Consider the following 12,604-nt stretch of genomic DNA (forward strand, 5'->3'; position numbering starts at 1 on the left):
TTCCCGACCAAAAAGAATTTTATTAAAATTTATCGAGCAATGGGTCCCCGCCTAGGCGGGGACCCATTGCTCGATTCGCCAACCTGCTTTACTAACGTTTCGACATTCAGGTAAGTTTTGGACAGCAAGTAGGAGGTTACCATTTATGTGTAGGGGCACTATAAGGAGAATTATCCCGGGTTCGCCGACGTCATCCAGGGTCCCTGGCTGATGGAGCAGATGCAACGTCAGGCCGAGCATGTCGGGACCGAGATGTTCTTCGACGTGATCACCGAGGTCGATTTCACCCAGCGCCCGTTCCGGGCCAAGGCGGACAGCGGCGACCTCTTCACCGGCGACACCGTGATCATCGCGACCGGGGCCCAGGCGCGCTGGCTGGGGCTGGAGAGCGAGCGCACCTTCGCCGGCGCCGGCGTCTCCGCCTGCGCCACCTGCGACGGCTTCTTCTTCCGCGGCAAGGAGATAGCGCTGGTCGGCGGCGGCAACACCGCGGTCGAGGAGGCGCTGTACCTGACCAACCACGCGTCCAAGGTCACCGTGATCCACCGCCGCGACGCGTTCCGCGCGGAGAAGATCATGCAGGAGCGGCTGTTCCGCAATCCCAAGATCCAGGTGGTCTGGGACACCGTGGTGGACGAGATCCTGGGCGAGGGCGGCGAGGGCGCGCCGAAGGCGGTGACCGGGCTGAAGCTGCGCAACGTCAAGACCGGCGACGTCTCGACGCTGCCGGTCGAGGGGGTGTTCATCGCGATCGGCCATGATCCGGCGACCAAGGTCTTCCAGGGCAAGGTCAACACCGATCCGGAAGGCTATATCCTGACCGCCCCCGACTCGACCGCCACCAACGTGCCCGGCGTGTTCGCCGCCGGCGACGTGAAGGACAAGGTCTACCGCCAGGCGGTCACCGCGGCCGGGATGGGCTGCATGGCGGCGCTGGAGGCGGAGAAGTTCCTGGCCCAGTCCGAGGGATCGCCCGAGGAGGCGCTCCGCGAGGCGACGACCACGCAGATGATCGGCGCCTGGGACTGAGTCCCCCTTTTAAGGTGGCGACCGCCCGGAAACGCCCCTCGAATCCGGCGTTTTCGCGGCGGTTGCCCGTTATTCGTGCTCTTTCGATCCTCACGACCGTGGCCTTGATGTACGTCGCGGTATATCATCGTAGTGTCGGCGCATTCCGCCGACCAAGATGACGCGACGGACGGACATCATTCCGCCCGCCGATGAACGGGACGTTTCATGGACTGGGATAAGCTTCGGGTCTTCCACGCCGTGGCCGAAGCCGGCAGCTTCACTCATGCCGGTGAAAGCCTGAATTTAAGTCAATCCGCGGTCAGCCGCCAGATCAGCGCGCTCGAGGAAAGCCTGAACGTGCCGCTGTTCCACCGGCATGCCCGCGGCCTGATCCTGACCGAGCAGGGCGATCTGCTCTACCAGACCGCGCGCGACGTCTTCGCCAAGCTGTCGATGACCGAGGCGATGCTGACGGAGAGTCGCGAGCACCCCAAGGGGCCGCTGAAGATCACCACCACGGTAGCCTTCGGGACGACCTGGCTCACTCCGCGCGCCCGCGAATTCCTGCAGATCTACCCGGAGATCCAGCTTTCCCTGCTGCTGGACGATACCGAGCTGGACCTGGGCATGCGCGAGGCGGACATCGCGATCCGCATGACCTCGCCGCGCCAGCCCGACCTGATCCAGCGCCACCTGATGACCATACGGTTCCATGTCTACGGCCATGTCAGCTACCTCAAGCGGAAGGGCGTGCCCAAGACGGTCCAGGAATTGGACAACCACGACCTGATCGCCTATCCGTCGGACATGCGGGCGCCCATCACCAACATCAACTGGCTGCTGGACGCCGGCGATCCGCCCCAGGGAACCCGCAATCCCATCATGCGCGTCAACAATGTATACGCGATCTTCAAGGCGGTGGAGAGCGGTCTGGGCATGGCCGCCCTGCCGGATTACATGGTCGAGGGCAGTCGCGACATCGTGCGGGTGCTGCCCGAGCTGAACGGGCCCACGGTCGAGACCTATTTCGTCTACGCCGAGGAACTGCGCCACTCCAAGCGCATCGCCGTGTTCCGTGACTTCCTGGTGCGCAAAGTGGCGGAGACGACGTTCTGAACAGATCGTTGCATATCAAAGCCATGCGGAGGTTGCATGGGCGCTTCCCCAAATCGTGCATGGAAACTGGGCAGCGCATGACCAAATAATCATCTGGCGGTGTTGCGATGCAATATCCGCTGTTTCGCCCCGGGCTCCGGTCCGGGGTTGGGTCTTCGGACCCGCGTCTCCCAGACGTGAAGCCTCCCTGTTCAACTCGCCCGCAAGTCTTTCGATTTGCGGGCGTTCTTTTTTGCGGGGAGGGGCGGCGCCGGCCGCACTATTCGTAAATCCCGATATAGGCCACCAGGTCCTTGCCCGGCACGCGCTTCACGAAGGAGTTCTTGGGCTCGATGCGGTTGGAGACCGGGTTCAGCCAGCGGTAGCTGACCCAGCCCTGGCCGCTTTCCGTCGCGACCTTCAGGATGTCCTTGACCATGAAGCGGCCGTCAGGGTCCTTCAGGTTGATCACGTTCTGGCCGACTCCGGCCGGGCGGGGCGGATAGGCCAGCCAAGTCCCGGTCAAATCGATCACGTTGACATAGATCTCCCCGAAGCGGAATTCGCCAGCCTGGTTGAAGACCTCCCGCGCGGCTTCGATCCCCCGCGACTCGATCAGCGTCGCCGCCTTCAGGGTCAGCGCCTCCACCTCGTCGCGCGTCGGCTTGGCGGAGTCGGCGCCGGCGGCGCCCGCCAGCATCAGGACGATGGCCCCGACCAGGGCAATCCTGCCGCTCCAATCCGCGATGAACTGGCGCATCATCATTCTCCCGACCGGAATAGCTGCAAAACGCGAGCACACCTATTAATACAAACGATATGGTTGTCAATGGAGTTGAATGTCCGGGCGCAGGGGCAAGAATAGACAGAACATTTGGTATAGTTTGCAAAAGGTATCGCCGCCGTGCGGGACTGTCGCACCTCTTCGGCGGTGCAGCATGTTGTTTTTCATGGACAGTCATCGGCGGCGGGAGGACGATCGATCGTACCGATACGGTAGCGGGTCGACGACGTCCACGGCCGTCGTTTCAAGACAGGCCGAACCCGCGGACGCCCCCGATCCGTCAGAACGGTACTGGGAGGTTCCGAATGCCAAGCACCAGAATCGCGGGGCCACGTTGCGCCGCCCTCGTCGGCCCCTATCTCAGCGGCAAGACCACCTTGATGGAAAGCCTGCTGTTCGCGGCGGGCGCCGTCACCCGGAAAGGCACCGTCAAGGACGGCAACACGGTGGGAGACAGCGCGCCGGAAGCGCGCGCCCGCAAGATGAGCGTCGAGGTCGGGCTGGCCAGCGCCGACTATCTCGGCGAGCGATGGACGTTCCTCGACTGCCCGGGCTCGGTCGAGCTGTCCGCAGAGGGCCAGGCGGCCCTGATGGTCGCGGACGTCGCGGTCGTCGTGTGCGAGCCGACGGCGGACAAGGCGCCGATGCTGGCCCCCCTGTTCAAGTTCCTCGACGACAACGGCATCCCGCACATGCTGTTCGTCAACAAGGTGGACGCCATGGGCACCCAGGACGTCCGGGTGCGCGACCTGATGCAGGCGCTCCAGGCCGTTTCGGCCCGCCCGCTGGTGCTCCGCCAGGTGCCGATCCGCGAGGGCGACGCCGTCACCGGCTGCGTCGACCTGGTCAGCGAACGGGCCTACCACTACAATCCCCACGCCCCGTCCAACCTGGTCCAGGTGCCCGACACGGTGCGCGAGCGCGAGCAGGCGGCCCGGCAGGAACTGCTGGAGGCGCTGGCCGATTTCGACGACAGCCTGCTGGAGCAGCTGCTGGAGGACGTGGCGCCCGACAAGGAGGAGGTCTACCGGCAACTCGCCAAGGACCTCGCGTCCGACCTGATCGTCCCGGTCTTCATCGGCTCGGCGGAGAACGACAACGGCGTCCGGCGCCTGCTGAAGGCCCTGCGTCACGAGACGCCCGAGGTCGCCGCGACGGCGGCCCGGCTGGAGATCCCCGGGGCCGCGGGCGTGGTGGCGCAGGTCTTCAAGACCTACCATGCGCCGCACGCCGGCAAGCTCAGCTTCTCCAGGGTTTGGAAGGGCGAGGTCACCGACGGCATCACCCTGGGAGGCGACCGGGTCAGCGGCATCTACCGCATGCACGGGCACGAGCAGCACAAGCAGCAGGCAGCGGGAACCGGCGAGGTCGTGGCTTTCGGGCGGATGGACCATGTGGCGACCGGCGACGTGCTCGACGACCAGGGCGGCCGGACCCGGGCGCCGTTGTGGCCGTCGCCGCCGTCGCCGGTCTACTCCGCCGCGATCTCGGCCGAGCAGCGTAACGACGAGGTCAAGTTGAGCGCCGCGCTGGCCAAATTGACCGAGGAGGACCCGTCCCTGTCGGTCAACCAGAACGCCGATACCGGCGAGATCGTGCTGTGGGGGCAGGGCGACATCCATCTCCAGCTCGCGATGGATCGCCTGCGCACCAAGTACAACCTGCCGGTCCGGTCGCGGGCGCCGCAGGTGGCCTACCGGGAGACGATCCGCAAGGGAACCGCCCAGCATGCCCGCTTCAAGCGGCAGACCGGCGGCCACGGCCAGTTCGCCGACGTGCATGTGGAGGTCAGGCCGCTGCCGCGCGGCAGCGGGTTCGCGTATGACGACAAGGTGGTCGGCGGCGTGGTGCCTCGCCAGTTCATCCCGGCGGTGGAGGCCGGCGTGCGGGAATATCTGGCGCAGGGGCCGCTGGGCTTCCCGGTGGTCGATGTCGGGGTGACCCTGACCGGCGGCCAGTTCCACGCCGTGGACAGCAGCGAGCAGGCCTTCAAGACGGTCGGCCGCATGGCCATGGCCGAGGCGATGCCGAAATGCGATCCCGTGCTGCTGGAGCCGATCCTTCAGGTGACCATCGCGGCTCCGACGGAGTTCACGCCCAAGGTGCAGCGGCTGATCACCGGCCGCCGGGGCCAGATCCTGGGATTCGACGGACGCGCCGGCTGGGACGGCTGGGACGAGGTCAAGGCCCTGATGCCGGAAGCGGAACTGCGGGACCTGATCGTCGAGCTTCGCTCGCTGACCCTGGGTCTCGGCATCTTCACCACCAGCTTCGACCATCTGGCGGAACTGACCGGTCGGCTGGCCGACCGGGCGGTCGAGATGCGGCAGTCGCTGGTCGCGGCGCAGTGACGAACGGCGGGTCCGGCTCCCGGCAGGGGGCCGGCCCGCCCGCTCGGCCCGCGGCAAGCCGCGCCCGCGTCAAATATGCCGGCTCACGGCACCTTTTCCCCGATTTCTCGTTGAAACAGTGAAATCCGCCTGCCCCGAGCCCCTATGCGGCGGATGTGCCGCGACGGGGTTGACTTGGCCGAGGTGCGGCCAAGTTTGGATTGGCAGGGTGGACAAGTCAATCCACGATGTTTCAAGGAGAAAACCATGGCGTTCGAAAGTACGACCGCACAATCCCATGAGCCGATGGCCGTCCATACCGGTATCGCGGAAGACCAGCGGAAGGCGTTGTCCGATGGCTTGGCGAAGGTGCTGGCCGACACTTACACGCTTCTGGGCAAGACCCATGGCTTTCACTGGAACGTGACGGGTGCCCAGTTCCATAGCCTGCACGAGATGTTCGAGACGCAGTATACGGACCTCACCACCGCGGTCGACGAAATCGCCGAGCGCATCCGCGCCCTGGGCTATTTCGCGCCGGGCAGCCTCAGCCAGTTCCTGAAGCTGAGCACGATCGAGGACGAGCACGGCGTGCCCGACGCGCGCGGCATGCTGGAGCAGCTGGTGCGTGACAACGAGACCGTCACCCAGGCCTGCCGCGCCGTCGTCCAGATCTGCGACGACGCCAACGATACCGTCACCGAAGACCTGATGAACCATCGCATGGACGCCCACGAAAAGGCGGCCTGGATGCTTCGCTCGTCCATGAGCTGATCGGGCGAGCTGATCGGGCGAGCCTAACCCCCCACTGCCGCCGGCGGCGTCCAGCCCCCGGCGGCCGAAGGAACAGACGATCCGATGCCGTTCTTCGTTCTGGAACCCGTGCTCCCCCTGGCCCGCAAATGGGAGCATTACCGCAAGACCCGCCGGCTGATCGTCCGCGCGCCGGACGAGGCGGGAGCGCGCAAGGTCGCCGCCGACCAGGCCGAGCTGGCCGGGCGCGAAGGGATGCATCTGCTGCTTCCCGAGGCCGACGAAGGCGAGGTCCTGGCAAATCCCTGGCTCGACCATGAACTGGCCGTCTGCACGCCGCTCGATCCGGACGGACCTCCCGAAGTGCTGAGCGCCCAGGTCGACTGACGCTTTCGTGATGGGCCGGAAGGCATCCGGCCTGGATCGTTACGCTATGCGATTCGTGCAGGTCACAAACATTGGAACGATTCTAAAAAGAACCTTTGCCGGTTCGTGTCCGGTCCCCACATCTGTGCTACGGATCAGGTTCGGATCCGAGTTTCCAGGGGGACGAATAATGCAGATCGATATTGGCATCGCCGAGAACGACCGGCGCGAGATCGCCGAAGGCCTGTCCCGGCTGCTGGCCGACACCTACACGCTCTATCTGAAGACCCACAGCTTCCACTGGAACGTGACCGGGCCGATGTTCAACACGCTGCATCTCATGTTCGAGACGCAGTACAACGAGTTGGCGCTGGCCGTGGACCTGATCGCCGAGCGCATCCGCGCCCTGGGCTTCCCGGCTCCCGGCAGCTACGCCCAGTATTCGGCCCTGACCTCCATCCAGGAGGCCACCGACGTGCCCAAGGCGGAGGAGATGATCCGCCAGCTGGTCGCCGGCCAGGAAGCCGTGGTGCGCACCGCGCGCTCGGTCTTCCCCGCCGCCGAGAAGGTCGGCGACGAGCCGACGGCCGACCTGCTGACCCAGCGCATGCAGCTCCACGAGAAGACCGCCTGGATGCTGCGCAGCATGCTGGAAAGCTGAAGCCCGTCGGGGTCCCGGTGATCGCGCGTCACGGCGCGATCACCCGAACTTGATTTGCACGCGCACCGCTCCAAGGTCAAATCTGCAAGCGACGGGTCCGCGGACCCGAACGGAGATTGCCGAGGAAGGAATGCCATGCTGATCCGATCCAGACGGGGGTGGGAACTGCCGGAATCGGCGGCGACGCCCGAAGACGTCTTCCTGAACCGGCGCAGCCTGCTGAAGGCCGCCGTGGCCGCCCCGGCCATCGCTGCGGCCGGCTCCGTCTTCGGCGGACCGGCGTTCGGCCAGACGGAGGTGGCGGCGGACGATCCGACCGCCGGCCTCTACCCGGTGCCGCGCAACGAGCGATTCACTCTGGACCGCGCCGTCACCGACCCGGCCGAATCCACCACCTATACGAATTTCTACGAATTCGGTTCCCAGAAGAACATCTGGCGGGCGGCGCAGAAGCTGAAGCTGCGGCCTTGGACCGTGACGTTCGACGGCATGGTCGAGCAGGAGCAGACCGTCGATATCGACGATCTCCTGAAGCGGATGCCGCTGGAGGAGCGCCTCTACCGCCACCGATGCGTCGAGGCCTGGTCCATGGCGGTGCCGTGGAGCGGCTTTCCCATGAAGGCCCTGGTCGATCTCGCCCGGCCGCTCGGCTCCGCGAAATACGTGGTGATGCGGACCTTCCAGGACCCCGGGATGGCGAGCGGGCAGCGCCAGTTCTGGTACCCGTGGCCCTATGTCGAGGGCCTCACCCTGGCCGAGGCGACCAACGAACTGGCCTTCCTGGTGACCGGTATGTACGGCAAGCCGGTGCCCAAGCAGAACGGCGCGCCGCTGCGGCTCGCCGTGCCCTGGAAATACGGGTTCAAGTCGATCAAGTCGATCGTCAGCTTCACGTTCACCGACCAGCGCCCGGTCAGCTTCTGGGAACAGATCCAGGCCGCCGAGTACGGCTTCTGGGCCAACGTCAACCCCGAGGTGCCCCACCCCCGCTGGAGCCAAGCCAGGGAGCGGGTGCTGGGCACGGGCGAGATGGTGCCGACCCAGCTCTACAACGGGTACGGCGAGTACGTCGCGGATCTCTACAAGGATCTTGAGGGAGAGCGGCTGTACGTCTGAGCAGGGCGCGCCGTCACTCGGACCCGGTTTCCACGCGAACCGCGTCCAGGCAGGCCAGGATGGCGTCGCTGTCCTCGGCCATCGCCTCGGCCGCTCGGGCGGCGGGTCCGTCCGGCTCGATCCCGTTGTCGGGAGCGCCCTCGACCAAAAGCTGGGCGCCGCCCTTGATCGCGTTCAGGCAGTTGCGGATGGCGTGCCGGTGCGGCCGGCTCAGCAGGTCGGCCGGGGTACCAGTGCCGGTCAGGTCCTGGAGCGACGCGATCGAGACCGTGATGTATCCCAGCATCTTGAGGTCGTCCTCGTCGGTGATCGAGGGCTCGGCCTCCTTCACGCGGGCGCCGTGGCCGGCGATGCTCCCGGTCAGCCGCTTCAGTTCGCCGTGGGCCGCCTCGATGGTGAACGGGGCGTCGCTCATGACCCGCTCACCGCGGGGAAGCGGGTCAGCAGAGCCTCGATCTTCGCCAGCAGGCGGTCGATGTCGACCGGCTTGGTCTCGAACTCGTCGCAGCCCGCCGCCATGGCGCGCTCCCGGTCCTCCGTCATGGCATGGGCCGTCAGCGCCATCACCGGGATCGCCGAGGTCGCCGGATCGGCCTTGATGGTGCGGGTCGCCTGCCACCCGTCCATCACCGGCAGGCTCATGTCCATCAGGACGAGGTCGGGATGCTCGCGGATCGTCGTCTCCACACCGGCGGCGCCGTCGACCGCGACGATCACCCGGAACCCGCGTCGTGTCAGGCGGCGCGACAGCATGTCGCGGTTCAGGTCGTTATCCTCGACGATCAGGATACAAGTCAATCGACGCCTCCCGTCACGGTCCCGCAAGATCTGCAAGTTCGCGATCGGCCAGTTCCCCGACGATCAGCCGGCGGACCGTCCTGACCAGATCGTCCCGTTCATATGCACCTTTACGTAACACACGATCAACCTGCCCGTCCATTCGGACAACCTGCTCCTCGTCCAGGTCCAGCGCGGTCACCACGACGATGGGAATGCCGCTGAGCCGGCCGTCCCCGCGCATCATCTCCAGCACCCGGAAGCCGTCGGGCACCGGCATGTCCAGGTCGAGGACCACGGCCAGCGGCCGGCGGGTCTGCATCCGGTCTAGTGCCGCCAGCCCGTCCTCGGCCTCGGCGACGGTGAAGCCTGCGCGTTCCAGCGTCCGGCGCAAGACGTCCCGGGCGGCGGCATCGTCATCGACCACCAGCACGTCGCAGGCGCTGGCGACCTGCGCCGACGGCATCGGGGCGTCGGTGCCGGCGACGCGGCGGATCGCCTCGGCGATGGCGTCGGCGGAAGCGGGCTTGGCCAGGCACTCGGCGGCGTCGGCCAGCAGATGGAACGGGATCGGTTCCGAACCCGACGGCACCAGCAGGATCTGCGGCGGGCAAGCCATGCCGAATTCCGCGAGCAGGCTTTCCGGCAGCGACCGGCCGTCGCGGCAGGGCAGTTCCGCATCGAGCACCAGGATGTCCGGACGCAGCGCGCGGGCCATCCGAAGCCCCTCGGTCCCGCCGAAGGCATGGAGAACCATCAATATGCCGGCCAGCGGATCGGCCAGGCGGTCGGCGGCTCGGCGGCGCTCCACGACGCCGTCGACCGCGTCGTGCAGGTCGGGGTCGTCGCCGATCATCAGCACGCGGACCGTCCGGCCGGGCGCCGCCGGATCAGGATCGCCCGCCGGACCGGGTGCCGCGGCATCCGGCCGTGAGTCCTCCGCGGCCGTTCCGGGCGGCGCGGCCGCCGTGCCCCTGAACTCCGCAGGCAGGGTTATGGTGAAGGCGCTGCCCTTGCCGGGCTCGCTCGACACGTTGATCCGGGCGCCCAGCATGTCGGCGAAATGCCGGCTGATCGCCAGTCCCAGCCCGGTCCCGCCGTAGCGCCGCGTGGTCGAGGCGTCGGCCTGGGTGAAACGGCGGAACAGCCGGCTGAGCTGCTCCGGCGTCATGCCGATGCCGGTGTCGCTCACCGTGAACTCCACGGCAGGGGCGGGCGCCCTGATGCCGCGGGAGGAAATGCGGATGACTCCCCCGGAGGTGAACTTGCAGGCGTTCCCCACCAGGTTCAGCAGCATCTGCCGAAGCTTGGTCTGGTCGGACAGGACGATCCCCAGGGGAGGGCCGGCCTCGACCTCGATCCGGTTGCCGTTGGCGTCCGCCAGGGGGGCCGAGATCGCCCGGACCTCCTCGACCAGCAGGTCGGCGTCGAACGGCGCGATGTCGACCGACATGCGGCCGGCCTCGATCTTGGACAGGTCGAGGATGTCGTTGATCAGGGCCAGCAGGTGCTTGCCGCTGGAGCGGATCTTCTCCAGGTCGGGAACGTAGGCCTCGTCCCCCCGGTCCCCGGCGTCCTCGGCCAGCATCTCGGCATAGCCGATGATGGCGTTCAGCGGCGTGCGCAGCTCGTGGCTCATGTTCGCCAGGAACTCCGACTTGCTGCGGTCCGCCGCCTCGGCCTGCTCCTTGGCGCGACGGAGGGTGTCGGCGGCGCGCTGCGCGTCGGTCACGTCGAAGAAGGTGCCGATCATGCCGGCATCGGCGCCGTCCGCCCCGCGGAAGCCGGCTTCGCCGACCATCACCGTGCGATCCTCGCCCTCCGCCGCGTTGTGCAGCACCGCCTCGTACTGGCGGATCGCGCCGCCGTCCGAACCGGTGCTCGCCGTCGTGCCCGAGGCGTCGCGGCCGAACTGTGCCGCCGCCTCCCCGAACAGGTCGGCCGGCGTCCGTCCCGCCACCTGGTCGCGCGGCACCCCGGCGAACGCGGCGAAATGGCCGTTGCAGCCGATATAGCGGCCGGACGGGCCGATCATGAACAGGGGCACCGGCACGGTGTCGAGCATGGTCGCCAGCAGGCGGTTGCGTGCCTCCAGCGCGTCGGTGGTCGCCGTGATGGCCCGCCGGTGGTCGGCCAGCCGGTGTCCCATCGCCACGATGCGGTCGGCGGTCCGTTCGAGCTCCAGGATGCCGAAGCGGGGCGCCTGTTCCAGGTCCTGGCCGGCGCCGATCCGGTCGGTGATCGCGTCGACCTCGCCCAGCGGGCGGGAGATCGCGCGGCTCATGCCCTGGGCCCGGCGGTACAGAAGTGCGAAGAACCCGGCATAGAACAGGGTCACGGCGGCGATCAGCATCAGGCCGATGCGGTCGAACCGGTCCTTCAGCGCCGTCGCGTCGGCGAAGATGCTGCTTTCCGGCGCCAGCACCAGCAGCCTCCAGCCGGTCTCGCCGATGGTCGCCCAGGATGCCAGGCGCGACCCGCCATCGCCGTTTCCACCCCCGGCGGCACCGTCGAGCGCCAGGGTGCCGGCCCCGGCGGCGGAGGCCCCGACCAGGGCCGCCAGCGGCTTCAGGTCCGGCCGCCGGAAGATGTTGAAGTCGTCCGGCTTGAAGGTGTCGGCCATGATGGCCTTGTCGTAATGGTGCTCGGTCAGTTCGGTCAGCCCGAAATCGCGCTCGGCGGCTGGCGGCACCGCGAGGAGCACGCCGTCGCGGTTGAGCAGGACGGCATAGCCGTCCCAGGGCAGTTCCAGCCCGGCGATCCGCTCGACGAACCGGCCCACCGTGACGTCCACGCCGACCACGCCTTCCAGCGCGCCGTCCACATAGGCGGGGGCTATGGCCGACGCCATCCAGCCGCTGCCCGCCGGATCGACGTAGACGTCCGTCCAGACCGTCCGGCCGTCGGGATTATGGGCGGCGTCAGCCTCGTAGTAGAAATTGAAGGACGGTATGTCCATCAGCTCGGCATACTGGCCGGACACGTCGAAATACGGGTAGATGCGGTTGAGGCTGTCCCGGGTGTTGAGATAGGCCTGGACGATCAGCGGGTTGGTCTGCTGGAGGTTCTTCAGGAACGGATCGAGCTGGGACAGCCGGAGCGCCTTGGCCCGCTCCGCCTCGCCCACCGGCACGATGCCGCTGTAGAAGGCGGCTCCCTGGCCGATGTCGCGCGTGGTGTACCACGACCCCAGGGGCCCGTAGGCGTAGCGCCCGACCTCCTCCGGCGACGGCTCCCAGGGCGTGCGGTAGGCCAGTTCCGCCTGGCGCGCGAGCAGGGCCGTCGCGGAGCTTATCCCGGCCAGCGTCGCGTTCAGCGTCTCCGCCTCCTGCCGGGCGGTGCGCGTCAGCTGGTCGCGGGCGACGGCGCGCATCGCCTCCAGGTTCTCGTCCCGGATCAGGGCGTTGGAGAAGAGATAGACCCCGATCAGCGCCAGTTCGACGAACAGCAGCGGGATCAGGGCGGCGCGCAGGTAGGAGCGCCAGATCCAGCGCAGCAGCGACTGCGGTGCGGCTTGCGCCTCCCCGGCGGACGGCACCGGGATCTGGCTGGCGTGAGGCATGTCGGTGATCCTGGCCGCGGGCGCGTTGCTGAAAAGGCTAATCCAAAAGATCCGGGACGACAATTTCTCCAAATTGCCGGGACTCCGCAAGGCGTGATTGATAGACAGCGTAGCAAAGGCACGCGAACCGGCCCCCGGGGACCGGCAGA

10 protein-coding genes and 1 pseudogene are annotated in these 12,604 nt (G+C 67.3%); 7 read left to right on the forward strand and 4 right to left on the reverse strand.

The features are described 5' to 3' along the window. Window positions 1-165 precede the first annotated feature (165 nt). Window positions 166-1,029, forward strand: a pseudogene (locus tag JL100_RS01030) (NAD(P)/FAD-dependent oxidoreductase); the annotation flags it as partial. Between the two features lie 207 nt (window positions 1,030-1,236). Beyond that, entirely contained in the window at window positions 1,237-2,127 is an 891-nt protein-coding gene (locus tag JL100_RS01035) for a LysR family transcriptional regulator (protein ID WP_202685032.1), read from the forward strand. A gap of 259 nt (window positions 2,128-2,386) precedes the next feature. On the opposite strand, the gene JL100_RS01040 is transcribed toward JL100_RS01035, so the two are convergent. Beyond that, entirely contained in the window at window positions 2,387-2,866 is a 480-nt protein-coding gene (locus tag JL100_RS01040) for a cache domain-containing protein (RefSeq protein WP_228421009.1), read from the reverse strand. 329 nt (window positions 2,867-3,195) lie between these two features. Between JL100_RS01040 and JL100_RS01045 the strand changes: the two genes are divergently transcribed. The 5 genes from JL100_RS01045 to msrP all read left to right on the forward strand — a co-directional run bounded on the left by JL100_RS01045 (window position 3,196) and on the right by msrP (window position 8,116). Then, a complete protein-coding gene (locus JL100_RS01045) occupies window positions 3,196-5,241 on the forward strand; it encodes an elongation factor G (protein ID WP_202685031.1) in 2,046 nt (681 codons plus the stop codon). 246 nt (window positions 5,242-5,487) lie between these two features. Then, window positions 5,488-5,994, forward strand: a complete 507-nt coding sequence (locus tag JL100_RS01050) for a Dps family protein (protein ID WP_228421010.1) — start codon at window positions 5,488-5,490, stop codon at window positions 5,992-5,994. 84 nt (window positions 5,995-6,078) lie between these two features. Next, window positions 6,079-6,360 (forward strand): hypothetical protein, encoded by a 282-nt coding sequence (locus JL100_RS01055; protein ID WP_202685030.1) that lies wholly within the window; start codon window positions 6,079-6,081, stop codon window positions 6,358-6,360. Window positions 6,361-6,529: 169 nt separating this feature from the next. Beyond that, window positions 6,530-7,000: a Dps family protein gene (locus JL100_RS01060; RefSeq protein WP_202685029.1), complete on the forward strand. Its 471-nt coding sequence runs from the start codon at window positions 6,530-6,532 to the stop codon at window positions 6,998-7,000. A 135-nt stretch (window positions 7,001-7,135) separates the two neighbouring features. Continuing rightward, window positions 7,136-8,116, forward strand: a complete 981-nt coding sequence (gene msrP, locus JL100_RS01065) for a protein-methionine-sulfoxide reductase catalytic subunit MsrP (protein ID WP_202685028.1) — start codon at window positions 7,136-7,138, stop codon at window positions 8,114-8,116. Window positions 8,117-8,129: 13 nt separating this feature from the next. On the opposite strand, the gene JL100_RS01070 is transcribed toward msrP, so the two are convergent. Genes JL100_RS01070 through JL100_RS01080 form a run of 3 tightly spaced genes read right to left on the reverse strand, consistent with a single transcriptional unit; the run spans window position 8,130 to window position 12,455 of the window. After that, the gene (locus JL100_RS01070) at window positions 8,130-8,531 is read right to left on the reverse strand and encodes a hypothetical protein (protein WP_202685027.1); all 402 of its coding nucleotides are present in this window, start codon (window positions 8,529-8,531) and stop codon (window positions 8,130-8,132) included. Further along, window positions 8,528-8,914: a response regulator gene (locus JL100_RS01075; protein ID WP_202685026.1), complete on the reverse strand. Its 387-nt coding sequence runs from the start codon at window positions 8,912-8,914 to the stop codon at window positions 8,528-8,530. The genes JL100_RS01070 and JL100_RS01075 overlap by 4 nt, the downstream gene beginning before the upstream one ends. Window positions 8,915-8,927: 13 nt before the next feature. Beyond that, complete coding sequence (locus JL100_RS01080) at window positions 8,928-12,455, reverse strand: ATP-binding protein (RefSeq protein ID WP_202685025.1); 3,528 nt, start codon at window positions 12,453-12,455, stop codon at window positions 8,928-8,930. Window positions 12,456-12,604: the final 149 nt, after the last annotated feature.

It is taken from the genome of Skermanella mucosa (assembly GCF_016765655.2).
Classification (GTDB): Bacteria; Pseudomonadota; Alphaproteobacteria; order Azospirillales; family Azospirillaceae; genus Skermanella; species Skermanella mucosa.